Raw genomic sequence first — 23,089 nt, forward strand, 5'->3', positions numbered from 1 at the left:
AGTCGATCGCATGCAGCTTCATCCCAACGTGCAGGCCATCCAGGACGCTCTCGACGCCGCCGGCGCCCGCGACGCCGCCGGCGACCCGTGCCAGGTCAGGGTGCTCACCGAGCCGGTCCACACCGCCGCCGCGGCCGCGGCCGCCGTGGGGGTCGAGGTCGCCCAGATCGCCAACTCGTTGATCTTCGAGGCCGGCGGCGACCCGTTACTGGTCCTCACGTCCGGCGCGCACCGCGTCGACACCGCGAAGGTCGCCGCACTGCTCGGCACCGGCAAGGTCAAGCGCGCCACCGCCGAGTTCGTCCGCGAGCACACCGGCCAGGTCATCGGCGGCGTGTCGCCGCTCGGGCACCCGAAGCCCGTGCGCACCCTCGTCGACGTCGACCTGGCGCGGTTCGGCGAGATCTGGGCCGCCGGCGGCATCCCCCAGGCGGTGTTCCCCATCACGTATGACGAGCTCGTCCGCATCACCGCCGGCACCCCCGCCGAGGTCGCGTGACCGTCCGGTTGCACGTGTGGCGGGTGCGGAAGCGGGCGGTGCCGCTCGCCTTCTGGGGGATGGCCGCCGACCGGCGGGCGCTGCGGCGACGGGCGGAGTTCGTGAAGCTGCTCGGCACCGGGAAGGGCAGCGACTTCGGCGCCGGCAAGGCGGACCTGACCCGCTGGGCGGCGATCGTCGTCGGCGACCCCTCGGTGGCGCCGCCGATGCGTGGCGCCACCGCGAGCTGCGCCGTCACGCTGGAGCCGATCGCGAGCCGCGGCACGTGGGCGGGGCGGGCACCGTTCGACGGCGGCGGTGACGCGGCGCCACCCGTACACGCGAACAACGGCATGATCGCGGTGCTGACGCGGGCCAGGTTACGGCCCAGGAAGGCGCCCGCGTTCTGGAAGGCGATCGACCCGGTGTCCCGCGCGCTGCCCGGCGCCGACGGCATGATCTGCGCGTTCGGCGTCGGAGAGGCACCCGTAGGATTCCAGGGCACGATCAGCCTGTGGCGCAGTGCGGCGGATGTCGTGCGTTTCGCGTACCGTCAGCCCGAGCACGCCGCCGTCGTGGACCGCACGGCCCGCGAAGGCTGGTATGCGGAGGAGTTGTTCGCCCGGTTCCGTGTGCTGGACGTCACCGGCGACCGCGAGGTGATCGGTTGGAGGGACCGCCCGTGAGGCTCGTGCAGTGGCGCGGGGAAGACCTCCTCGCGCGACTCGACGACGTCATCGCCGTCTACGGGGAGGCGATGGGCTACTCGGTGCAGCTCCTGCAGACCCGCCGCGGGTATGTGGCCGGCCACACCAGGCGCGAGTCGTTCCAGGCCGTCGCGACCCTCGACGACGAGGACAACCTCCTCGGCTTCGGCTACGGCTACCGCGGCACGTCCGGCCAGTGGTGGCACGACCAGGTGCGCAACGCGCTGCGCCGGGAGCACCGCAAGTTCTGGCTCGGCAACTGCTTCGAGCTCGTCGAGCTGCACGTCCGGCCGCACGCGCAGGGGCACGGCATCGGCGCCCGGCAGCTGCACGACCTGCTCACCCAGGCCCCGCAGCAGACGGCGCTGCTGTCCACCCCCGAGGCGCCTGAGGCGACGTCCCGCGCGTGGCGGCTCTACCGGCGGTTCGGGTTCGTCGACGTCCTGCGCCACTTCAACTTCCCGGGCGACGACCGCCCGTTCGCCGTCCTCGGCCGGCAACTGCCGCTGTGAAAGCGCTCTGGGCGCTGCTCGCGGCGCTCGTCCTCACCGAGATCGCATACCCGCTCGTGCACGGCGGCACCCGGGCCGCGCTCACCGTCGCCACCGTCGTCGCCGGCTACCTGCTGTCCGTCGGCCACGCCTGGCTGTCCCGCGGCCCGCGCGCCGCCGCCGTCCTCGTCCTCGTCACCACCGGCGGCGGGTTCGCGGTCGAGGCGGCCGGCCGGTCCACCGGCTACCCCTTCGGCGACTACGACTACACCGGTTCGCTCGGGCCCAGGCTGCTGGGCGTGCCACTGACGATCCCCCTCGCCTGGACGTGGATGGCGTGGCCGGCGTGGGTCGCCGCGGCCCGCCTCACCCGGCGGCGGTGGGCGCGGGCCGGGATCGCGGGGCTGGGCCTGGCGACCTGGGACCTCTTCCTCGACCCGCAGATGGTCGCCGAGGGCCACTGGCACTGGTCCTCCCCCGGCGCCGCGCTGCCCGGCGTCCCCGGCATCCCGCTCACCAACTATCTCGGTTGGCTGGTGGTCGCGTCGGTACTGGCAGCGGCGCTCACGCTCTGGTTACCCGACGCGCCCGGCACCGACGACCGGCCGATGTATGCGCTGTACCTGTGGACGTACGCCTCGAGTGTCCTCGCGCACGCGGCGTTCCTCGGCATGCCCGCGTCGGCGGCGTGGGGCGCTCTGGGGATGGGGCTGGTCGCGGTCCCCTTGGCGGTGACGCTGTGGCGGGCGCGGTCCTGACCCTGCTGGTGCTGCTCGTGTTCGCGCTGACCGCGCACACCGTGGTCAACGCGCGCCTGCTGCGCTCTCCCCGTGCGGGCGCTCGTCGTGCGCCGGTCGACGCGGTTCCTCCCGACAGCGCGGGTACCGGTGACGGTGCTTCTGCCGCCGGTGCTTCTGCCGCCGGCGCTTCGGGGGCTGGCGCTTCGGGTGCCGGCGCTTCGGGGGCCGACCGGGTCGCGGTACTGCTGCCGCTGCGGGACGAGGCGGCGCGGGTCGAGCCGTGTCTGCGGGCGTTGCTGGCGCTGCGCGGCGCGCCCAGGATCCTGGTCCTCGACGACGGCTCCACCGACGGCACCGCCGAACTCGTCCGGTCCGTCTGCGGCGACCGCGTCACGCTCCTGACGGGCAGACCGCTGCCGGCCGGCTGGCTCGGCAAGCCGCACGCGTGCCAGCAGCTCGCCGACGCGGCCGGGCTCACCGGCGACGCCGACCTGCTGGTGTTCCTCGACGCCGACGTGATCCTGGCCCCCGACGCCGTCGAAGCGGCCGCCACGCTGCTCGACGACGCGGGGGTGGGGCTGCTCAGCCCGTACCCACGCATCATCGCGGGCAGTCCGGGCGAGCGGCTCGTCCAGCCACTGCTGCAGTGGTCGTGGCTGACGTTCCTGCCGCTGCGCGCGATGGAACGCTCCCCCCGCCCGTCTCTCGCCGCGGCCGGCGGGCAGTTCCTGCTGGTCACCCGGGCCGCCTACGACCGCGCCGGCGGGCACGCCGCGGTCCGCGACAAGGTCCTCGAAGACATCGAGCTGGCCCACGCGGTGAAGCGCACCGGCGGCCGGATCGCGCTCGCCGACGGCTCCGACCTGGCCACGTGCCGCATGTACACCTCATGGCGCGAGGTCGTCGACGGCTACAGCAAGTCGCTGTGGGCGTCGTTCGGCTCCCCCGCCGGCGCCACGGCCGTCGTGTCGCTGCTGCTCGGCCTGTACGTCCTGCTGCCCCTCACCGTCCTCGCCGGATGCTGGCAGGGGGTCGCCGGCTACCTCCTCGGCGTCGCCGGACGGGTCGTCAGCGCCCGGACGACCGGCGGCCGCGCCTGGCCCGACGCCCTCGCCCATCCCGTGTCCGTGCTGCTGTTCGCGTGGCTGGTCCTGCGGTCCTACCGCCGCCGCGGCCGCGTCTCCTGGAAGGGCCGCCCGACATGGCAACCGTGACCGTCACCCGCGGCCGCACCTCCTGGAAAGGCCGCCCGACATGGCAACCGTGACCGTCACCCGCGGCCGCACCTCCTGGAAAGGCCGCCCGACATGGCAACCGTGACCGTCATCGGCGCCGGCGTCGGCGGCCTCGCGACAGCGGCCCGGCTCACCGCGGCCGGCCACAAGGTCACCGTGTTCGAGCAGGCCACCACCGCCGGCGGCAAGCTCGGCCGGCACGAACGGGTCACCGCCGCCGGCACCTTCCGCTTCGACACCGGCCCGAGCCTGTTCACCCTGCCGCAGGTCGCGGCGGAGCTGTTCGCGCAGACCGGCGGCCCCGCCCCCGAGCTGGACCTGGTCGCGCTGGATCCGCTGGTACGACACCACTTCCCCGACGGCACGACCCTCGACTCCTGCGCGGGGGCCGGATTCGAGGACCGGATCGCGGCCGCGTTCGGCGCGGACGCCGCCGCCGACTGGCGGCGCCTGTGGCAGCGCGCCGCCCGCGTCTGGGAGACCTCGTGGCGGCACGTCCTCACCGCGCCCGTCGACAGCCCGCTGCAGCTCGCCGGCCTGGCGTGGCGGCTGGGCGACCTGGCCGCGATCGCACCCGGCCAGACGCTGCGCAGCCTGGGCCGCCGGCACCTGCGCGACCCCCGCCTGCGGATGCTGCTGGACCGTTACGCCACGTACACCGGCGCCGACCCCCGCCGCGCCCCCGCGGCGCTGCTCGCGATCCCCTACGCGGAGCTGGCGTTCGGCGGCTGGTACCTCCGCGGCGGCCTCGGCACGCTCGCCGACGCGCTGCTCGCCCGGTGCGCCGCGCTCGGCGTCACCGTCCACCTCGGCACCCCCGTCGAGTCCGTCCTCGTCGAAGGCCCACGAGCCGCCGGCGTCGTCCTCACCGGCGGCGCCACCGTCCGCTCCGACCTCGTCGTCGCCAACGCCGACGCGCTCCACCTCTACCGCGACCTGCTCCCAACCCCACGCCGCGCGGCCCGCCTGACCCGGCGCAGCCTCGGCGGGTTCGTCCTGCTGCTCGGCGTCCGCGGCACGACGCCACAGCTCGCGCACCACACCGTGTTCTTCCCCAACGACTACGACGCCGAGTTCGACGCGATCTTCGGCTCGCCCGCCCACCCCCCGGCCGACCCCGCCGTCTTCGTCACCTCGGCCGACGACCCGACCGCCCGCCCCACCGGCCACGAGGCGTGGTTCGTCCTGGTCAACGCCCCGCCGCACGGCGAGTTCGACTGGCGCGCCCCCGGCGTCGCCGACAGCTACGCCGACCGCGTCCTGTCGATCCTCGCGTCCCGCGGCGCCGACCCCCGCGACCGCCTCCTCTTCCGCGACGTACTCACCCCCGCCGAACTCGAAACCTCGACCCGCTCCCCCGGCGGCGCCATCTACGGCACCGCCAGCCACGGCCTCACCGGCCTCCTGCGCCCCCCGACCCGCGGCACCGTCCGCGACCTGTTCCTGGTCGGCGGCTCCGTCCACCCCGGCGGCGGCCTACCCCTGGTCATGCTGTCCGCCAAGATCGTCGCCGACCGCATCGGCCCCGCCTAGCGCTCTGTTTCCGCACCTCCGCGCGGCGCCCGTTTCCGCCCCCGCCTGTTTCGTGGCCCGCCTGACGCCAGCCTTTCGTGGCCCGCGTGGCGCCAGCCTTTCGTGGCTCGGCTGGAGCCTGTTCCGTGGCACAGCTGGAGCCCGCTTCGTGGCACAGCTGAAGCCCGTTTCGTGGCTCGGCTGGAGCCTGTTCCGTGGCACAGCTGGAGCCCGCTTCGTGGCACAGCTGAAGCCCGCTTCGTGGCCAGCCGGCGCCTGTTCCGTAGCACCGCCGAGCGTCGTTACGCGGCCCCGCCCGCGGTGCTTCTGTCACGAGGGTCGAAGCGAGGCAAGGTCCGGGGGTCGTCTGGGTGCGCACCGTGGTTGTCCGGACACCGGGGGGTTACATCCGGGCAACCGCGGCGTGCGGCCAGCACCTGGCCAGGCCGGTCTTCACCAGTTCCGGCGAGGTCGGTGCGCACGCCGCGTCGTGGACCAGCACGATCCGGCGCGGTGCGCCGGGCCGACCCAGCCGAGACGTCTGGGCCCACCACAGCCCGGCTATCCCTCATGAAGCAGCCCTCCAGCCCCTGAAGCAGGCACTGGTCCTGGAGCAACAGGCGCTGGCCCGGCCCCCGCAGATCACACGCGAGGGCGGTCCCTGCACGGGTCACGCGCGTGGCGGGCGCGCCCAGGCAAGTCAGCGTTCGACTCGCCGAGCCGTAGACGCCTCGCTGCATGCCACCCAGGGCAGGACCGGAGGCAGTCGTCGACGGGCTGACCGCTTCACCAAGCGACCGTACAGCAGCCGTCGAAATCGACTTCCGACGTCGTCACCGATGGTAATACATCACGGTCACGGCCTTAAGGCACCGTCACCGGGTCATGACAGAGCGCGACGGACGGCGATGGCGAGTTGCGTAAAGCCGGCAGAAGTCAGGGCGGCCATCACCGCGAGCACGGCGAGGGCCGTCGCGGACTCCCAGCGGCCCAGGGCGGACGCGCCCGCGACGGCGAGGAGGCCGAAGATCGTGACGAGGACGCGGGTCGGGCGTTCCGCGACGGTGACGGTGCCGATGTCGGACATGCCGGCGACGGTGGCGCGGGCGCGGACGTACTCGTGCAGCCACATCACGCCGCCGCAGGCCACCGCGAGCCAGGCCGGCCCGCCGAGGAGGACCAGCGCCACCAGCCAGCAGGCCTCGGCGACCCGGTCGGCGGCGGAGTCGTAGACCTGGCCGAGGCGGCTCGCCCTGCCGGTGACCACGGCCAGGACGCCGTCGACGGTGTCGGCGACCGCTGACAGCAGCACCAGGACCGCACCGGCGAACGCCCAGCCGCCTCCGCCGATGACGGTCAGCGGCACCGCGACGGACAGCAACAGGCCCAGGACCGTGACGGCGTTCGGGCTGCGCACACCCGCGCGGACGAGGGCGGCGCCCAGCTCGTACGAGATGCGCAGCCAGCCCCGCACGAGCGGCGGTGCGGACCTCGGGTCGTAGCCGCCGTGTGCCGCCGCCCACCGCTCGGCATAACCGTCCCAGTCGCGGACGTCAGACGCGCGCGCCGACACCGAGCTGCTGCCAGACCTCCCGGGTCGCCGTCGACCGGTTGAGCGTGATGAAGTGGATCCCCGGCACACCCTCGTCGAGGAGCCGCTGGCACATCTCGCTGGCCAGGTCGATGCCGAGGCGCCGCACCGCCTGCGGGTCGTCGGCGATCTGCTCGAACCGGGCGGCGAGATGCGGCGGGAAGGGAGCGCCGGACAGCTGCTGCGAGCGGGCGATGGTGCCGATGGCCGTGACCGGCATGACACCGGCGACGATCGGGGTGTCGCAGCCGGCGGCCGCGACCCGGTCCCGCAGGCGCAGGTAGTCGTCGGCGTCGAAGAACATCTGCGTGATCGCGAAGTCGGCGCCGGCCCGGCACTTGCGGACGAAGTTGGCCGTGTCGGATTCGATGTCCGTCGACCTCGGGTGCTTGTACGGGAACGCCGCCACCCCGACGCTGAAGTCCCCCGCCTCGCGGACGAGCCGGACGAGCTCCTCCGCGTAGAGGACACCCTCCGGGTGCTGGACCCACTCGCCCATCGGGTCGCCGGGCGGGTCGCCGCGCACGAGCAGGAAGTTGCGGATGCCGGCGCCGGCGAGCTGACCGATGACGTTGCGCAGCTCGGCCACCGAGTGGTTGACCGCCGTCAGGTGCGCCATCGGCAGCAGCGTCGTCTCCGTCGCCACCCGCTCGGTCACGGCGACGGTGGTGTCCCTGGTGGTGCCGCCCGCACCGTACGTGATGGAGACGAACGACGGCCGGAGGGGCTCCAGCTCCCGGATCGCCTGCCACAGCTGGCGCTCGCCCTCGGGGGTCTTCGGCGGGAAGAACTCGAAGGAGAACGTCGGCGCCTCTGCCGCGATCAGGTCACCAATCGCCGCGGGTCCGCCACCCATCACAGAAGGAAGTCCAGAAGCCACGCCCCGACTGTAGTGCCCCCGGCGCCGCGGCCGGGAGGTCGCATCGGCGAATCATGTCGTACCCCTGAGGTAGAAAGACGTCGGACGGTTCGACGGCCGCGGGCATCGCGAAGGCCTGCGGCGCGCCGGGCGTCCTGCTGGACCGCGAGAGGACGGGGGTCGCTGGTGCCAGGAGGTCGTGACCCATGTCCCAGAGGATCGACCCGCCCGCACATCCGGGCGAGACGCTCGGAGCGCTGCTGACCCGCTTGCGCCAGGCACAGGGCAAGTCGCAGGTGCGGCTCGCCGGGCTGCTGTGCGCCGCGTCGGGGCTGCCGACACTGACCCGCCACGAGATCTCCAGGTGGGAGCGGGAGGAGCGCATCCCGAGCCAGGTCTGGCTGTGCTGGCTCGCGCTCGTGCTCGACACCCCGCTGGACGACCTGGAGCGCGCCGCGGCCCACACCCGCCGGCGAAGGGAGCCGACCATGACCGCACCCACGATCTCGACCGTCACGGCGACCATCCGGCCTGCACCGCGTCCGCCCGGCCCCGCTCCGGCCGGCGCCTCCACGGACCGGGTCGCGCCGCCCGGCTCCGTCCCGCGCGGGCTGCCGACGCACGGCACCGGCCCGGGCACGGGCCTGGCCCGCCCGAGCGAGGTGGATGACGTGGGCGGGCGGATCGCCGGGTTGCGGCGCATGGACGACCTGGTCGCGGGGCCTGAGCTGGTGGCGCTCGTGCTCGCCGAGCTGCGGTCGGCGGTGCGGGCCACCGGCGCGGGGTGCGGGCCACCGGCGGCGGCCGCCGAGCTGGTGCAGCTGCACGCCTGGGTCGCGGCCGACGCGGGGCGCCCCGTCCCTGACGGCGCTGTGCGGGGTGGGGTGCGGGCGGCGGTCGCCGGCGGTGACCGGGCCCTCGCGGGGCACCTGCTCGGCTGTGTCGCGCAGGCCGCCGGGGAGCGTGGTGACGCCCGGGCGGCCGTCCGGGCCGCGGTCGCGGCCGAGCGGGTCGCGGGTGCGTGCGACCCGGCGACGGCGACCGTGCTGGCGCTGCGGGCCGCGTTCGCCGCCGCGGCGGCCGGCGATCTTCGGTCGTGCGACGGCGCCCTCGCGGCGGCGGACCAGGCGCATGCCCGCCGGGGCTCCATGGTCGAGCCGCCGTGGCTGTACTGGCTGGACGACGCCCACGTGGAGGCCCTGGCCGGCCTGTGCCTGACCGCGGCGGGGCGGCCCGCGGCGGCGCTGCCCCGGCTCGGTGCGGCGCTGCGGTGTCCGGGCGTCCGATTCCGCGCCGCGGGTCTGGTCAGCGCGGCGCTGGCCCGCGCCCACCTGGCCGGCGGCGACCTCGACGCCGCCTGCACCGCTGCCGCCGAGACGCTGCTCACGTGCGCCGAGTCCGGTTCGTTCCGGGTGCTGCGCCAGCTCCGGGCCCTGGAGACCGCGCTGCACGCCGCCGCGGGGCGGGGGCGGCGACCCGCGTCGCTGGTCGTGTACACGGAGCTGGCCGAGTCTGCCGCCGGCTGCCTGCCGGACGCCGCTCCACCACCGGCGCGCCAGGGGCACGCCCGCACCGGTTCGTTCGCCGCGCCGGCCGTGGCCCGGGCGGGCGGGCCGGACCAGCTCCGGGGAAGGGTGGCCAGCTGAAGCTTCGCAGACGTCCCGACCACACCGACGAGACCGACCGACCTTGACAACTGAACAGCGAGGGCGCCGAAGGCACGGCCGGACGGCCTGCGATTCGCCCCAAAGGCTCCGGGCGTCGAGGTCCGGCCACACCGACGCACCAGGGGCTGTCCACGCGCCGGTCCGCCGCATCGCCCACAACCGGGCCGCCACTAACAGGGCGGCGCGAACAGGGCGAGGTGGACGGGGCGAAATGGACGGGCAGAGAGGAAGGCAAGGTGAACAAGGTGGGGTGGGGCGGATCAGCTTCAGGGAAGGGTGGCCGGCTGGACCTTGGACCCGCAGGCCGGGGTGTCGCCGAGCGCCGCTGCACCGTCGACGCACCAGGGCTGTGTACGCGCCGGATTCGCCGCGTCGCCCGTGACCGAGCCAGGGGCGACGAGCTGGAACAGGCCGAAACGGTCCGCGGCGAGCCCCCGGCCGATGGGTCGGGGGGCGGGTCGAGGCCAACGGGTCGGAGCGGGGCGAGGCCAACGGGCGGGACAGGGTGAGGCGGGCCCGATGGGACAAGGGAGGGCCAGACGGGGACGGGACCGGACCGGGCCGAGGCCAACGCGTCAGGGCAGGCCGACGGGTCGAGGCGGGGCTGATCAAGGTCGACGGGTCGGGGTGGAGCTGGTCGAAGCGGGCCTGACGGGACAAGGGTGGACAGACGGGGACCGGGCCGAAGCCAACGCGTCAGGGCAGGCCGACGGGTCGAGGCGGGGCTGGTCGAGGCCGACGGGTCGAGGCGGGGCTGGTCGAGGCCGACGGGTCCGGGGCGGAGCTGATCAAGGTCGACGGGTCGGGGCGGAGCTGGTCGAGGTCGGAGCCAAGTCGAAAGTGGGGTGCGGTTCGGGCACACGGTGGGTGAAGGAGTGGTTTCGCAGGGTGGAGCGGGTCCGTCGGGTGGATGGGGTGGGAGGCGGAGTGGATGACGGGGGTGGGGACCGGAGCGGCGGTTCGCGCGGATTCGGGCTAGCGTCTCTGCCGTGACGCACCCCTTCCTCGACCGGGCCGACCTTCGCACGCGGGTGCGGCAGGCACTCGACGACTTCCTGCGGCGGCGGCGGAGCAGGCTCGCGGAGATCGAGCTGGAAGCCCTCGCGCCGGTTGCCGACGCGATCGAGGCGCTCGTGGTGCAGGGGGGCAAGAGGCTGCGGCCGGCGTTCGCGTACTGGGGGTACCGGGGCGCGGGCGGGGCCGATGACGACGCGGTGGTGGCAGCGGTCGCGGCGCTGGAGCTGGTGCAGGCGAGTGCCCTGATCCACGACGACGTGATGGACGGGTCGGAGACGCGGCGCGGGGAGCCGGCGGTGCACCGGAGGTTCGCGACACTGCACACGCGGGCGGGGTGGCGGGGCGATCCGGACGGGTTCGGGACGGCGGCGGCGATCCTGCTCGGGGACCTGTGCCTGGTGTGGTCCGACGAGATGCTGCACGCGAGCGGGCTCGGGGCGGACACGCTCGCCCGGGCGCGGCCGGTGTTCGACGAGATGCGGACCGAGGTGACGATCGGCCAGTACCTCGACGTCCAGACGCAGGCGACCGGGGACACGTCGACGGCGCGGGCGAGCCTGGTGGCGCGGTTCAAGTCGGCGAAGTACACGATCGAGCGGCCGCTGCTGCTGGGGGCGGCGATCGCCGGGGCGCCGGAGGAGCTGAACAAGGCGTACGAGGGGTACGGCCTGCCGCTCGGCGAGGCGTTCCAGCTGCGCGACGACGTGCTGGGTGTGTTCGGCGACCCGGTCGTGACGGGCAAGCCGGCCGGCGACGACCTGCGCGAGGGCAAGCGCACGTACCTGGTCGCCGCCGCCATGGAGGACGGCGGTGCCGACGACGCGTGGAAGCTGCTCGGCGACCCGGAGCTCGACACCGCGGGGGTCGCGCGGTTGCGGGAGGTCATCGTCGGGAGCGGCGCACTGGACCGTACCGAACGCCGCATCGCCGACCTGACGGCCGAGGCGCTGGGAGCGTTGGACGGGGCGCACCTCACGGCGGAGGCGCGGGAGGTCCTGACGGGTCTGGCCCAGGCGGCGACGCAGCGGACAGTCTGACCCACAGCGACAGGGTCAGCACGATCAACGCGAAGCCGAACAGGAGGTCCTCGACCGGGGCGTACACGAGCCGCAGCCCCAGAATGTCGGCCGGGTTGTACAGGACGACGCCGCGGCCGGTGAGGATCCCGTTGGACAGCAGCTGGAAGCCGAAGATGATCGGGTAGGTGCACCAGAACACCTTGCCGAGCACCACCCGGCTCCGGATCGCGAAGACGTCGATGAGGACGGCGGCGACGACTCCGGTGACGGCGGCCATGGTGTACGTCATGGGCGCCGCCGCGCGGAGAGCCGCAGCAGGGTCTGCCGGGTCGCCTCGAAGCCGAGGATCGCGCAGACGGGCACGACGAGGAAGAACAGCACTTCCTCCAGCGGCAGCCCGCCGGGGAACACGACCCCGACCATCTGCGCCGGGTCGAACGTCCAGTGTCCCGCGCGGATGGCGAGCAGGTCCCAGCCGATGAAGAGGGCGGCGACCGGGGCGATGGTCAGGATGAGCCGCCGCACCTGCCGGAGCACGCCGACCTTCAGCAGCGGCTCGAGCCACAGCGCGCCGAAGAGACAGCCGGCGAGCACCAGCAGGTACGTGAAGCGGAGCACCGTCAGAAGCCCAGGGCCTGCGCGCGGCGCTTGACCTCGGTGGCCCGGTTACCGCGCAGCGCGGCCGCGGGTGTGCCCGGCAGGGTGTCGTCCGGCGTGTACAGCCACCGCAGCGCCTCATCGTCGTTGTACCCAGCGTCGTGCAACACCGTGAGGACGCCGGGCAGGTGCTTCACCACACCGTCGTCGCTGATGAAGTCGGCCGGCACGCGCAGCACACCGTCCTGGCGGACGGCGAGCAGCTTGCGCTCCCGGACGAGCTGGTGCACCCGGTTGACCGGGATGCCGATGCGTTCAGCGACGTCCGGCATGGTCAGCCACTCGGTGGGGCCCACTGGTTGTTCGGTCACAGGGAACACAGTGCCATGTCGCTGGGACGCATACCGACGGAGGGGAACGGCTGTGGGGCTCTGGCTCAAGGTCCACCATGAGGTCACCGGTGCCTGGCGTTCCGCGCGCTACGACGTCTACCGGCAGGTGAGCCGCCGGAAGCTGACGCAGCTGCTGACCGCGGAGACGGCGGAGTTCACCGGGTTCGCCCCGCGGCACCGGGCCGTCCCGCGCCGGGAGCGGCCGCGCCGGGTGGCGGCGACGAGCGGGGTGGCGCTGCTCGTCGCGGGTGGGGCGGCCGGCACGTACCTCGCGGTCGCCGGCAGCCTGACCGCGCTGCGCACCCCGCCGCCGGCGTCGTCGGTGGCGGCCGCGGCGGCGGAGCGGACGGTCACCGTCCCGGAGACCTCCGGCGGCTCGCCGGAGACCCAGAAGGCGTCACCGCGGGCGCAGGTGCGGCGGTCCGCGCCGCCGCCGGTCCTGGCGATCCCCGCCGTGCCGCCGCCGGCGGTGGTCCCGACGACGAAGACGGTGGAGGGCACGCCGTCGCCGTCGGCGAGCCCCAGCCCGAGTGTGACGGCCAGTCCGTCACCGTCCGTATCGACGCCGTCGCCAACTCGCACGACCTCAAAGACCCCGAAACAGGGACAAACCAATGGTGGTATGGCAGGAGGCTGAGGAATCCGGTTCACCAGCCGTACACTCGCAGCCAATGGATACCACGGTCGCCGATCCCCTCCTCGGTGCGCTTGTAGACGGGCGCTACCGCGTTCGCTCCCGTGTCGCCAAGGGCGGCATGGCGACGGTCTACACCGCACTCGACGAGCGGTTAGAGCGCACCGTCGCCCTGAAGATCATCCACCCTGGACAGTCGCACGATCCGAAGTTCGTCAACCGGTTCACCGACGAGGCGAAGACGATCGCGCGGCTCACCCATCCCAACGTCGTCGCGGTGTACGACCAGGGCACCCACCACGGGCTGCCGTATCTGGTCATGGAGTTCGTGCGGGGCCACACGCTGCGCGAGGTGCTCGCCGAGCGCCGCCGCCTGCAGCCGCAGGAGGCCCTCGCGATCATGGAGCAGATGCTCGCCGCGATCGCCGCCGCGCACCGCGCCGGTCTCGTCCACCGCGACGTCAAGCCGGAGAACGTGCTGGTCGCGGAGGCCCCCGGCGACTCGCACAACATCATCGACGGCGTCGTCAAGGTCGCCGACTTCGGCCTGGCCCGCGCGGTCGAGGCCAGCGCCGACGAGACCGGCTCGCATCTCATGGCCACCGTCGCCTACGTCGCGCCGGAGCTCGTCACCGACGGGCACGCCGACCCGCGCACCGACGTGTACTCCGCCGGCATCGTGCTCTTCGAGATGCTGACCGGCCGGGTGCCCTACGAGGCGGACCGTCCGGTCGAGGTCGCGTGGCAGCACGTCGACCGCGACGTGCCGTTCCCCTCGCGGTACGTGCCGGGGCTCCCGCCGGCCATCGACGACCTGGTGACCCGCGCGACCCGCCGCGACCCCGGCGCCCGCCCCACCGACGCGGGCGCGATGCTCGCCGAGGTGCAGGCCGTCCGCGAGAGCATCGGCATGGAGATCGCCACCCGGTCGCGCCCGCTCGCGCAGCCGACGGTGATCGTGCCGCAGGTCGAGTCGGTGCCGCAGACGCAGAACGTGTACCGCACCGGCGCGATGGAGCCGGCCCGGCCGTCGTGGGCGAAGTTGCCCAGCCCTTCCCCCGCGCAGCCGCCCGCCCGCCGGCGCCGCGCCGCCGAGCCCGAGCCGGTCGGGCCCGCCGCCCGGCTGGCGGAGCTGCTCGCCCAGATCAACGCCAACCCGCGGACCCGTCTCGCGGTGATCGCCTCGATGCTGACGCTGGGCCTGCTGGTGGCGATCGGCGGGTACTGGATCGGCGTCGGCCGTTACACGGACGCGCCCGACCTGACGACGATGTCCAGCGACATGGCCGGCCAGCAGGCCAGGGCCGCCGGGTTCAAGGTGAAGTTCGGCCCGCCGAGGTTCGACGCGAAGATCGCCAAGGACAAGGTCCTCGCCCAGGACCCGGCCGCGCACGCGCGGATCCTGGACGGCGGCACGATCACGCTCACGCTGTCGCTCGGCCCCGAGATCCACAAGGTGCCCGACATCGCCGGCAAGGAGTACGACCTCGCCCTCGTCGACATCCAGGCGACCGGGCTGCAGGCGACCCGCGCCGAGAAGTACGACGACGCGGTCCCCGCCGGCTACGTGGTCGAGACCGAGCCGAAGATCGGCACCGAGGTCAAGCCCGGCCAGACGATCAAGATCTTCGTCAGCAAGGGCCCCAACCCGGTGAAGGTGCCGCTCGTCATCGGCAAGAACGTCGAGGATGCCAAGCAGGCCCTCACCAAGGTGAAGATCGCCATCGGCAAGATCGAGCCGGTCGACAGCGACAAGCCCAAGGACGAGGTCGTCTCGCAGAGCATCGGCGACGGCAACAGCGTCACCGACGGCATGGTCATCGACCTGCAGATCTCCAAGGGCCCGGCGCTCGTCACGGTGCCCGAGGTCCGCGGCCAGCAGCTCGACCAGGCCCGCCAGCAGCTGGAGTCGATGGGGCTCGCCGTCGACGTGCAGGGCTTCGGCACGGTCCGGCAGATGGACCCGCAGCCCGGCACGCAGGTGCCGCCGGGCACACGCATCCGCCTGCTCGCGTACTTCTAAGTGGCGTCCTCGGTACAGGTGACGGCTGAGACACCGGTCGGCGGGCACGCGCTCGTCGCCGGTGGCCTGGCCAAGGCGTCGCAGCGCTACATCGAGCAGACCGGCGCGACCGCCGTGCAGATCTACGTGTCCAACCCGCGCGGCTGGGCACTCGCCGAGGGCGACCCGGCCCAGGACGCGGCGTTCCTCGCCGGCTGCGGCGACCGGGGCGTGTCCGCATACATCCACGCCGCGCTGCTGGTCAACCTCGGCTCCCCGACCGAGGCGACCGTCGAGCGCTCCGTCGCCACCCTCGAGCACGCCCTGCGCCGCGGCAAGGCGATCGGCGCGCGGGGCGTGGTGTTCCACGCCGGGTCGGCCGTCGACGCCGTCCACGCGGAGAAGGCTTTGGATGTCGTACGAGAGGTGCTCCGGCCACTCCTCGACCGCGCCGTCCTGGAGGGCTGGCCGCCGCTGCTGGTCGAGCCGAGCGCCGGAGGGGGCCGGTCGCTGGCGTCCAGGGTCGAGCACCTGGAGGCGTACCTGACCGCCGTGGACCACCACCCGCAGCTCGGCGTCTGCTTCGACACCTGCCACGCCTGGGCCGCAGGCCACGACCTGGCCTCCCCGGGCGGCATGACCGCCACGCTCGACACCCTGGTCAAGGCGGCCGGCCCGGGCCGGCTGCGCCTGATCCACGCCAACGACTCCAAAGACGCCTGCGGCTCCACCCGCGACCGCCACGAGTCACTGGGCAAGGGCACGATCGGCCCGGCGGCGTTCGCGGAGCTGGTCCGCCACCCGGCCGCGGCCGGCGTCCCCCTCATCGTCGAAACCCCCAGCGGCGACCTGTCCGCCGACCACGCCGCCGACATCGCCCTGCTCCGCGCCGCCTTCTGACCCTGCCGCTACAGCAGGTAAAATTACGGAGGGCAATCGCACGACTCCGCGTTTGAAGGTCAATTAGTAGGCGTGATGTAGGGTGCAATAGACCGGCACGCACCGCCGACCAGGTCCGCTATCCGGCGCCGTGCCTGTCATGCGAGTCGCCGCTGTGGCCCGCAGGACCGAAGCCGCCCAACCCGCCTCCCGCACGCGCCCGCGCACACGGAACCCGCCTCGGCGGCAGGCGCGTCCGGCAGGAGCGCGTCCGGGCGGGGTGGCGGGCTCGGTGGGCGCCGGCGGGTGGTGCTGCATGTGTGCTGGACCGCAGACGGCAAGATCGCGTGCCCGCAAGCGCGCGAACCTGCCGGCCGGCAAGCTCCCTCGCCACGCGCGGACGGTGCTGTTTCGCCACGTGCGATTCAGCGGGAACGGGGGTCAGGTCAGAGGCTCGCCGCTCGGGGACAGACCCGGGGCGTCACGACCACGGCACAGAACCGAGGCGTCGCGACCACGGCACAGAACCGAGGCGTCGCGACCACGGCACCGCCCAGCGTTGTGCTCACCAAACCTGCTGGGCATCGCTGAACGGCGGCGAACCTAGGTGCAGCCGAGGTCGCGCCGGTCGGGGCGGAAGACGACCTCGAGCTCGTACCGTGGTGAGTCACTCGATCCATGCAGCGTGAACCGGACCCGCTGGCCGTCGAACCGGCGGTCGGCGCAGAGCAGGACGGCCAGGTCGTCGGTCGCGACGGTCCATCCGCCCTCTTCGAGGAGACCGCGGTAGTACGCGACCACCGCGTCCTGGGGGAGGGACGAGTCCGAGCCGATCATGGTCGACGCGATGCCCCAGTCTTCGCTGTCGCGCTGGCACGGCGCCGCGTGATAGTCGCCCGTGCGGGTCAGGCCGGGCGGAGGCTGGTGAGGACCGGGTCGGCCGCGAGCTGTTCGGTGAGCCGCCGGTCGTGTTCAGTGCACTCGGGGGTGGACGACGACAGCATCGGCGACACGGACATCCACGCAGCCGTCACCGTCGCCGCCGCGATGACAGCGGTCGTCACCGCGGCGGCGACAGCCCATCGCAGCCGTCGCGCCGGCCGTTCGGCCTCGTCCGTGGGGTCCCACACCTGGACATCATCGAGCGCGACCGGCAAACCCGGGCAAACCGCGCCGAGCCGGCGATGGCCGGCCCACGGCTCGGAGCTCAAGCCCGGCGGCGAACCCGCAGCGATCAGGACTCGAACCCGGCGGCGACCCGCGGTGATCAGGAAAGGCCGGGCGGGGAAGGTCAGGTCAGGAGTTTCGTCAGGACCGCGGCGGCGGTGGAGACGGCGTCGTCGGTGAGGTCGAGGTGGGTGGTGAGGCGGACCGTCCGCGGGCCGAACGGTGACACCAGCACGCCCTGCTCGGCGGCCGCCGCCGTCAGCTGTGCCGCGTCCAGCGGCGCCGCGCGCAGGTCCAGCATGACCAGGTTGGTCTCGACGCGGGCGGGGTCGGCGGCGCCGGTCGGGGCGAGCGCCGCCGCCAGGTGCCGCGCCTTGGCGTGGTCGTCGGCGAGGCGGTCGATGTGGTGGCGGAGGGCGTACAGGCCGCCGGCGGCGAGGATGCCGGCCTGCCGCATGCCGCCGCCGAGGCGTTTGCGGATCAGGCGGGCCTCGGCGATGCGGGCGGTGGAGGCGATCACCAGGGAGCCGACGGGCGCGCCGAGGCCCTTGGAGAGGCAGACGGAGAGGGTGTCGAAGAGCTGCCCGTACGTCGCCAGGGGGACGCCGGTGGCGACGTGCGCGTGCCAGATGCGGGCGCCGTCGCAGTGCAGCAGCAGGCCGGCGTCGTCGCAGACGGTGCGCAGCGCCTGCAGGGTCTCCAGCGGGATGACGGTGCCGCCGCCGCGGTTGTGGGTCTGCTCGACGGCGATCGCGCTGGTGGCGACGGTGTAGCCGCCGGCCGGACGGATCATTCCGGCGACCGTGGCCACGTCGAGAGCACCGCCGGCGAAGGGCCACGTGCGGGTGGAGATGCCGCCGTACGCGGCGGCGGCGCCCATCTCGTAGGTGACGACGTGCGCGTCGGCGTCGCAGAGCAGCTCGCCGGCGCGCGGGACGACGAGCTGCAGGGCGATCTGGTTGGCCATGCAGCCGGACGGCGTGAAGAGGGCCGCCTCGTGGCCGAAGAGGGACGCGGCGTAGGACTGCAGCTCGTGCAGCGTCGGGTCCTCGTCGAACACGTCGTCCCCGACCGGCGCCTCGGCCATCGCGAGACGCATGGCAGGCGTCGGCCGGGTGACGGTGTCCGAACGAAGATCCGCTAACACATCAGCCACGCAGCATCTCCGCGACGAGGAACGCCAGCTCCAGGGACTGCTGCGTGTTGAGGCGCGGGTCGCAGGCGGTCTCATACCGGCCGGGGAGGTCCTCGTCGACGATCGCCTGGGCGCCACCGAGGCACTCGGTGACGTCCTCGCCGGTCAGCTCGACGTGCAGGCCGCCCGGGTGGGTCTCCAGCTCGCGGTGGACCTCGAAGTAGCCGAGGACCTCGTCGACGATGCGGTCGAAGTGCCGGGTCTTGTACCCGTTGGACGACTCGTGGGTGTTGCCGTGCATGGGGTCGCACTGCCAGACGACGCGGCAGCCGGCCGCGGTGACCTTCTCCACGATCGGCGGGAGCGCGTCGCGGACCTTGTTGCTGCCCATGCGGGCGACGAACGTGAGCCGGCCCGGGATGTTGTCGGGGTTGAGCTTCTCGAACAGTTCGAGGGCCTGCTCGGGGGCGGTGGTGGGGCCGAGCTTGACGCCGATCGGGTTGGCGATGCGCGACATGAAGTCGACGTGGGCGCCGTCGATCTGGCGGGTGCGCTCGCCGATCCACAGGAAGTGCCCGGACAGCCCGTACGGCCGGCCGCCGGCGATCCGGGCGAGCGGCCGCTCGTATTCCAGGGCGAGGGCCTCGTGCGAGCAGTACAGGGTGACGGTGCGCAGCGCCTCGTCGTCGTTGACGCCGCAGGCCTGCATGAAGCGCAGCGCGCGGTCGATCTCGCGGGCGATCGCCTCGTAGCGCTGGCCGGCGGGCGAGGTGACGACGAAGCCCTTGTTCCAGTCGTGGACGGCGTGCAGGTCGCCCATGCCGCCGCCGAGGTACGCGCGGAGCATGTTCATGGCGCTGGACGAGTTGGCGTAGGCGCGGATCATCCGCTGCGGGTCGGCGATGCGGGCCTCAGGGTCCTGGTCCAACGAGTTGATCATGTCGCCGCGGTACGCCGGAAGCCCCAGCGAATCGAGGGCCGCGGAGCGCGGCTTGGTGAACTGGCCGGCGACCCGGCCGAGCTTGATCACGGGCAGGGACGCGCCGTAGGTGAGCACGACCGCCATCTGCAGCAGGGTGCGGGCGTTGCCCAGAACGTGCGCCTCGGTGTTGTCGGCGAACGTCTCGGCGCAGTCGCCGCCCTGCAGCATGAACGCCTTGCCGTCGGCGACGAGGGCGAGCCGCTCGCGGAGCTGGTCGACCTCGTAGGGCGCGACGATCGGCGGCACCGACGCCAGCAGCTGGCCGACCTCGTCAACCGCCGCCTGGTCGGGCCACGGCGGGGTCTGCGCACGGGGCAGGGCGCGCCAGTGGTCGAGACCGAACTCGTCGTCCTCGGAGTTGCCCGCGACGGCCACTCGGGAGATCTCGGGACCGGGGTATGTGAAGTGGTGCCACTCCTGCCGCATACGCAAAAGCCTACCGACCCCTCGGCCCGGACGGGTGTCGCCATCCCGCCCGGTCCCGGAGTACGGAACACACGGACCCGGACCACGCAACACGCGGACCCGGACCACGGAACACGCGGACCCGGACCACGGAACACGCGGACCGGACCACGGAACACGTGGGCCGGGCGCACGGAGCACGTGGGCCGGGGCGCACGGAACGCGTGCGCCCGGTCCGCGGGAACTGAGACGCAGCCCACGGTGCCGGCGCCGCGAGTCACATGTTGATCATGTGGCCGGCCAGACCGTGGATCGCTTCCTTGACGGCCTCGCCGAGGGTCGGGTGGGCGTGGACGTTGCGGGCGACCTCGTGCACCGTCAGGTCCCACTGCTGCGCCAGGGTCAGCTCCGGCAGCAGCTCGGTGACCTCCGGCCCGATGAGGTGCGCGCCGAGCAGTTCGCCGTACTTGCCGTCGCTGATGATCTTCACGAAGCCGGTCGCGTCGCCGAGGCCGTGCGCCTTGCCGTTGGCGGTGTACGGGAACTTGACGACCTTCACGTCGAAGCCCTTCTCGCGGGCCTGCGCCTCGGTCCAGCCGAAGCTGGCGATCTGCGGCTGGCAGTACGTCGCGCGGGGGATCATGACGTAGTCGAGCTCCATCGTCTCCGCGCCGGCGATCGTCTCCGCGGCGATGATGCCCATCGACTCGGCGGCGTGCGCGAGCATCAGCTTCGCGGTGACGTCGCCGATGGCGTAGATGTGCGGCACGTTGGTGCGCAGCCGCCCGTCGACGGCGATCGCCCCGCGCTCGGTCAGCGCCACGCCGGTCTTCTCCAGCCCGTACCCCTCGACGCGGGGCTGGAAGCCGATCGCCTGCAGCAGCTTGTCCGCCTCGAGCACCTGCGCGGCGCCGTCCTTGCCGACGACCTCGACGCTCACACCGTCGGCGGTCCCGGCGACGGCGGAGACCCGCGTCGAGGTCAGCACCTGGATACCGAGGCGCTTGTACCGCTTCGCCAGCTCGGCGGACACCTCGGCGTCCTCCAGCGGGACGAGCCGGTCGAGGAACTCGACGATGGTGACCTTCACCCCGTAGTTGTGCAGCACGTAGGCGAACTCGACCCCGATCGCGCCGGCCCCGGCGATGATGATCGACGACGGCAGCTCCTCGGACAGGATCTGCTCCTCGTACGTGACGACCTTGTCGGACAGCGACGTGCCGGGCAGCAGCCGGGTGGTCGCACCGGTGGCGATGATCGCGTTGGCGAACGTCACCGTGTCGTCGCCGACCCGCAGGGTGTGGTCGTCGAGGAAGACGCCGCGGCCGTGGTACTGGCGGATCTCGTTCTTCTTCATGAGGTAGTGCACGCCCTTGACCCGGCCGTCGGCGACCTTGCGGCTGCGCTGGAACGCCGCACCGTAGTCGAAGGTCACCGAGCCCTGGATGCCGAACGTCTTGGCCTCGGCGGTGAAGATGTGCGCCAGCTCCGCGTTGCGCAGCAGCGCCTTGCTGGGGATGCAGCCGACGTTGAGGCAGACGCCGCCCCAGTACTTGTCCTCGACGATCGCGGTGCGCAGGCCGAGCTGCGCGGCGCGCACGGCGGCGGTGTAGCCACCGGGGCCCGCGCCGAGGACTACAACATCGAAGTTGTCGCTCATAACCAGTCCTTGCGTTTGAAGGTGACGTACAGCCCCACGGACAGCACCACGATCAGCACGGCGGAGGTCACGAACCCGGCGTGGTGCTCGTATCCCGGAAAAGGCAGATTCTGCCCGTAGTAACCCGTAACAGCCGTGGGTACCGCGATGATGGCCGCCCAGCTGGTGACCTTCTTCATGATGTTGTTCATCCGGTTGCCCTGGACCGCGAGGTTCGACTCCAGGATGGTCGCGACGAAGTCGCGCAGCCCCTCCGTCCACTCCGTGACCCTCAGCACATGGTCGTACAGGTCCTGGTAATAGGGGGCGATCTCCTCGTCGACGAGCTTGGCGCGGGTCAGGCCGTTGACCACCTCGCGCATCGGCAGCACGACCTTGCGCAGGTGGCTGAGGCTGCGCCGGAGCCGGAAGCTGCGCTGCTGCACCTGCCGGACCGCCTGCGGGGTCTCCTCGAAGAGCGTGTCCTCGAGGGCCTCCAGGGCGTCGTCGAGCGCCTGCACCGCGTCGAAGTGCCCGTCGACGACGACGTCGAGCAGCCCGTGCAGGAGGTACGCCACGCCGTGCCGGGCCAGCTCGGACGTCGCGTCCCAGCGGCGTACCGCGGCGTCCATGTCGAACCCGTCGCCGTGCACGGTGATCAACGCCCGGGCGGTGATGAACGCCGACACCGGGCACACCGTCAGCTCGCCGCCGTCGCCCTCGAAGCTCGCCTGGTACGCGCTGAGGAACAGGTGCCCGTGGTAGTGGCTCAGCTTCGGCCGTTCCCGGGGCGACGACGCGTCCTCGATCGCCAGTTGGTGCAGGCCGAACTCCTCCTGCACCCGCTCGTACACCTGCGGCGACGGCGACACGAGATCCAGCCATACCACCGTGTCCTCGGCGGCGAGGTGCTCCGAGATATCGTCGAGCGGGAAATCCTCGGCCACCAGGTCACCGTTGCGGTAGAGCCGCGTTCGCGCCATGCCGTCATCCAACCAGAAGGAGGCAGGCGTGGCAGCGTTCATCGAGGCGACGCAGGTCCGGCCCGCCGGCGACGGCTTCGACGCCGAGCTCGATCCACTGTGGACCGTCGGCGGCAAGCCCAACGGCGGCTACCTCCTGGCGATCCTGGCCCGCGCCGCGGTCGAGGCCGCCGGCACGCACCCCGACCCGCTGTCGGCGAGCGCGGTGTACCTGTCGCCGCCGGACCCGGGCCCGGCCACCGTCACCGTCGAGGTGCTGCGCACCGGCCGCACCGCGAGCCAGGTCCGGTCGCGGCTGTGGCAGAAGGACCGCGCGTGCGTCGAGGCGCTGTTCACCCTCGGCACCCTGGCGGCGGCCGGCGAGCCGCGCTGGGTCGACGCGCAGCCGCCACCGGTCGCCGCCGAGCAGGGCCTGTTCCCGACGCCGTCGGAGGCGCCGGGCACGGGGCTGCGCATCGACATGCTGGACCAGTTCGAGCAGCGCATCGACTGGCAGGCGGTCGGTGACCCGCCCGGCGAGCTGCGCGGCTGGCTGCGGCTGCCGGACGGCGCGGCGTGGGACCCGGTGTCGCTGCTGTTCGCCGCGGACGCGTTCCCGCCGGCGACGTTCACCCTCGGCAGCCACGGATGGACCCCGACGCTGGAGCTCACCGTGTACGTGCGGGCGGTCCCCTCCCCCGGTCCGCTGCGGGTCCGCCAGCGGGCCCGGCTGCTCACCGAGAGCCTCGTCGACCAGGTCTGCGAGATCTGGGACGCGCGGGACCGGGTCGTCGCGCAGGCGACCCAGCTCGCCGCGTACCGGATGCCGGCCGCGTGAACGTCAATGCCCGCCGCGTGAACGTCATGCCGGCACCGTGAACATCGCGCCGGCACCATGACGTCGCGCCCCGCACCGGACGGTACCGAGATCGCGATCCTCGCCGACGACACCGCCGACCCGCGGCACGTCGCGGCCGAC

23 protein-coding genes are annotated in these 23,089 nt (G+C 73.1%); 11 read left to right on the forward strand and 12 right to left on the reverse strand.

Annotation, left to right across the window (positions count from 1 at the left end; genetic code table 11):
- The first annotated feature begins 10 nt into the window (after window positions 1-10).
- The 6 genes from AB0I21_RS51280 to crtI all read left to right on the forward strand — a co-directional run bounded on the left by AB0I21_RS51280 (window position 11) and on the right by crtI (window position 5,184).
- Complete coding sequence (locus AB0I21_RS51280) at window positions 11-499, forward strand: YbaK/EbsC family protein (RefSeq protein WP_344506324.1); 489 nt, start codon at window positions 11-13, stop codon at window positions 497-499.
- Window positions 496-1,164 carry a monooxygenase gene (locus AB0I21_RS51285; RefSeq protein ID WP_360572359.1) on the forward strand — a complete coding sequence of 223 codons (669 nt, stop codon included), beginning with the start codon at window positions 496-498 and terminating at the stop codon, window positions 1,162-1,164. Before AB0I21_RS51280 ends, AB0I21_RS51285 begins: the two co-directional genes overlap by 4 nt.
- A complete protein-coding gene (locus AB0I21_RS51290) occupies window positions 1,161-1,697 on the forward strand; it encodes a GNAT family N-acetyltransferase (protein WP_360572361.1) in 537 nt (178 codons plus the stop codon). Before AB0I21_RS51285 ends, AB0I21_RS51290 begins: the two co-directional genes overlap by 4 nt.
- Window positions 1,694-2,434, forward strand: a complete 741-nt coding sequence (locus AB0I21_RS51295) for a carotenoid biosynthesis protein (protein ID WP_360572363.1) — start codon at window positions 1,694-1,696, stop codon at window positions 2,432-2,434. Before AB0I21_RS51290 ends, AB0I21_RS51295 begins: the two co-directional genes overlap by 4 nt.
- The gene (locus AB0I21_RS51300; RefSeq protein WP_360572365.1) at window positions 2,416-3,630 is read left to right on the forward strand and encodes a glycosyltransferase; all 1,215 of its coding nucleotides are present in this window, start codon (window positions 2,416-2,418) and stop codon (window positions 3,628-3,630) included. Before AB0I21_RS51295 ends, AB0I21_RS51300 begins: the two co-directional genes overlap by 19 nt.
- 93 nt (window positions 3,631-3,723) lie before the next feature.
- Window positions 3,724-5,184 (forward strand): phytoene desaturase family protein, encoded by a 1,461-nt coding sequence (gene crtI, locus AB0I21_RS51305; protein ID WP_360572367.1) that lies wholly within the window; start codon window positions 3,724-3,726, stop codon window positions 5,182-5,184.
- Window positions 5,185-6,046: 862 nt separating this feature from the next.
- Here the strand turns inward: crtI and AB0I21_RS51310 are convergent.
- Window positions 6,047-6,736 (reverse strand): CDP-alcohol phosphatidyltransferase family protein, encoded by a 690-nt coding sequence (locus tag AB0I21_RS51310; protein ID WP_360572369.1) that lies wholly within the window; start codon window positions 6,734-6,736, stop codon window positions 6,047-6,049.
- Window positions 6,717-7,634, reverse strand: coding sequence for a methylenetetrahydrofolate reductase [NAD(P)H] (gene metF / locus AB0I21_RS51315; RefSeq protein WP_344506317.1), 918 nt, complete (start codon window positions 7,632-7,634; stop codon window positions 6,717-6,719). Before metF ends, AB0I21_RS51310 begins: the two co-directional genes overlap by 20 nt.
- Before the next feature lie 185 nt (window positions 7,635-7,819).
- Here metF and AB0I21_RS51320 point away from each other — a divergent pair, with 185 nt between their 5' ends.
- Together AB0I21_RS51320 and AB0I21_RS51325 are read left to right on the forward strand one after the other, a co-directional pair.
- Window positions 7,820-9,259 carry a helix-turn-helix transcriptional regulator gene (locus AB0I21_RS51320; RefSeq protein WP_360572371.1) on the forward strand — a complete coding sequence of 480 codons (1,440 nt, stop codon included), beginning with the start codon at window positions 7,820-7,822 and terminating at the stop codon, window positions 9,257-9,259.
- Between the two features lie 1,010 nt (window positions 9,260-10,269).
- Window positions 10,270-11,334, forward strand: a complete 1,065-nt coding sequence (locus AB0I21_RS51325) for a polyprenyl synthetase family protein (RefSeq protein ID WP_360572373.1) — start codon at window positions 10,270-10,272, stop codon at window positions 11,332-11,334.
- Here AB0I21_RS51325 and AB0I21_RS51330 read toward each other — a convergent pair.
- The 4 genes from AB0I21_RS51330 to AB0I21_RS51345 form a co-directional block, all read right to left on the reverse strand.
- Complete coding sequence (locus AB0I21_RS51330) at window positions 11,270-11,605, reverse strand: lycopene cyclase domain-containing protein (protein WP_344506314.1); 336 nt, start codon at window positions 11,603-11,605, stop codon at window positions 11,270-11,272. The genes AB0I21_RS51325 and AB0I21_RS51330 overlap by 65 nt on opposite strands.
- On the reverse strand, window positions 11,602-11,934 hold the full coding sequence (locus AB0I21_RS51335) for a lycopene cyclase domain-containing protein (RefSeq protein ID WP_344506313.1): 333 nt from the start codon (window positions 11,932-11,934) through the stop codon (window positions 11,602-11,604). Before AB0I21_RS51335 ends, AB0I21_RS51330 begins: the two co-directional genes overlap by 4 nt.
- 2 nt (window positions 11,935-11,936) lie before the next feature.
- A complete protein-coding gene (locus tag AB0I21_RS51340; RefSeq protein ID WP_354903467.1) occupies window positions 11,937-12,284 on the reverse strand; it encodes an Rv2175c family DNA-binding protein in 348 nt (115 codons plus the stop codon).
- Between the two features lie 117 nt (window positions 12,285-12,401).
- Window positions 12,402-12,887 (reverse strand): hypothetical protein, encoded by a 486-nt coding sequence (locus AB0I21_RS51345; RefSeq protein WP_360572375.1) that lies wholly within the window; start codon window positions 12,885-12,887, stop codon window positions 12,402-12,404.
- Between the two features lie 89 nt (window positions 12,888-12,976).
- Between AB0I21_RS51345 and AB0I21_RS51350 the strand changes: the two genes are divergently transcribed.
- A complete protein-coding gene (locus AB0I21_RS51350; RefSeq protein ID WP_360572377.1) occupies window positions 12,977-14,962 on the forward strand; it encodes a PASTA domain-containing protein in 1,986 nt (661 codons plus the stop codon).
- 18 nt (window positions 14,963-14,980) lie between these two features.
- Window positions 14,981-15,841, forward strand: coding sequence for a deoxyribonuclease IV (locus AB0I21_RS51355; RefSeq protein ID WP_360572379.1), 861 nt, complete (start codon window positions 14,981-14,983; stop codon window positions 15,839-15,841).
- A 582-nt stretch (window positions 15,842-16,423) separates the two neighbouring features.
- Here the strand turns inward: AB0I21_RS51355 and AB0I21_RS51360 are convergent.
- The 6 genes from AB0I21_RS51360 to AB0I21_RS51385 all read right to left on the reverse strand — a co-directional run bounded on the left by AB0I21_RS51360 (window position 16,424) and on the right by AB0I21_RS51385 (window position 22,131).
- The gene (locus AB0I21_RS51360; protein ID WP_360572381.1) at window positions 16,424-16,657 is read right to left on the reverse strand and encodes a hypothetical protein; all 234 of its coding nucleotides are present in this window, start codon (window positions 16,655-16,657) and stop codon (window positions 16,424-16,426) included.
- A 68-nt stretch (window positions 16,658-16,725) separates the two neighbouring features.
- Window positions 16,726-16,950 (reverse strand): hypothetical protein, encoded by a 225-nt coding sequence (locus AB0I21_RS51365; RefSeq protein WP_360572383.1) that lies wholly within the window; start codon window positions 16,948-16,950, stop codon window positions 16,726-16,728.
- Between the two features lie 161 nt (window positions 16,951-17,111).
- Window positions 17,112-18,143, reverse strand: a complete 1,032-nt coding sequence (locus AB0I21_RS51370) for a GntG family PLP-dependent aldolase (protein WP_360572385.1) — start codon at window positions 18,141-18,143, stop codon at window positions 17,112-17,114.
- Window positions 18,136-19,530, reverse strand: coding sequence for a class II 3-deoxy-7-phosphoheptulonate synthase (locus AB0I21_RS51375; protein ID WP_344506307.1), 1,395 nt, complete (start codon window positions 19,528-19,530; stop codon window positions 18,136-18,138). Before AB0I21_RS51375 ends, AB0I21_RS51370 begins: the two co-directional genes overlap by 8 nt.
- 256 nt (window positions 19,531-19,786) lie before the next feature.
- Window positions 19,787-21,169 (reverse strand): dihydrolipoyl dehydrogenase, encoded by a 1,383-nt coding sequence (gene lpdA, locus AB0I21_RS51380; RefSeq protein WP_360572387.1) that lies wholly within the window; start codon window positions 21,167-21,169, stop codon window positions 19,787-19,789.
- Window positions 21,166-22,131, reverse strand: a complete 966-nt coding sequence (locus tag AB0I21_RS51385) for a magnesium transporter CorA family protein (RefSeq protein WP_360572389.1) — start codon at window positions 22,129-22,131, stop codon at window positions 21,166-21,168. Before AB0I21_RS51385 ends, lpdA begins: the two co-directional genes overlap by 4 nt.
- A 28-nt stretch (window positions 22,132-22,159) precedes the next feature.
- Between AB0I21_RS51385 and AB0I21_RS51390 the strand changes: the two genes are divergently transcribed.
- Entirely contained in the window at window positions 22,160-22,948 is a 789-nt protein-coding gene (locus tag AB0I21_RS51390; protein WP_360572391.1) for a thioesterase family protein, read from the forward strand.
- Window positions 22,949-23,089: the final 141 nt, after the last annotated feature.

This window comes from Dactylosporangium sp. NPDC050588 (assembly GCF_040654975.1).
GTDB classification, from domain to species: domain Bacteria; phylum Actinomycetota; class Actinomycetes; order Mycobacteriales; family Micromonosporaceae; genus Dactylosporangium; species Dactylosporangium maewongense.

Bases quoted from the DNA above. Each gene is read 5' to 3' on its own strand.
- AB0I21_RS51280 (WP_344506324.1), top strand. From the start codon at position 11: ATGCAGCTTCATCCCAACGTGCAGGCCATCCAGGACGCTCTCGACGCC.
- crtI (WP_360572367.1), top strand. From the start codon at position 3,724: ATGGCAACCGTGACCGTCATCGGCGCCGGCGTCGGCGGCCTCGCGACA.
- AB0I21_RS51320 (WP_360572371.1), top strand. From the start codon at position 7,820: ATGTCCCAGAGGATCGACCCGCCCGCACATCCGGGCGAGACGCTCGGA.
- AB0I21_RS51330 (WP_344506314.1), bottom strand. From the start codon at position 11,605: ATGACGTACACCATGGCCGCCGTCACCGGAGTCGTCGCCGCCGTCCTC.
- AB0I21_RS51350 (WP_360572377.1), top strand. From the start codon at position 12,977: ATGGATACCACGGTCGCCGATCCCCTCCTCGGTGCGCTTGTAGACGGG.
- AB0I21_RS51360 (WP_360572381.1), bottom strand. From the start codon at position 16,657: ATGATCGGCTCGGACTCGTCCCTCCCCCAGGACGCGGTGGTCGCGTAC.
- AB0I21_RS51375 (WP_344506307.1), bottom strand. From the start codon at position 19,530: ATGCGGCAGGAGTGGCACCACTTCACATACCCCGGTCCCGAGATCTCC.
- lpdA (WP_360572387.1), bottom strand. From the start codon at position 21,169: ATGAGCGACAACTTCGATGTTGTAGTCCTCGGCGCGGGCCCCGGTGGC.
- AB0I21_RS51385 (WP_360572389.1), bottom strand. From the start codon at position 22,131: ATGGCGCGAACGCGGCTCTACCGCAACGGTGACCTGGTGGCCGAGGAT.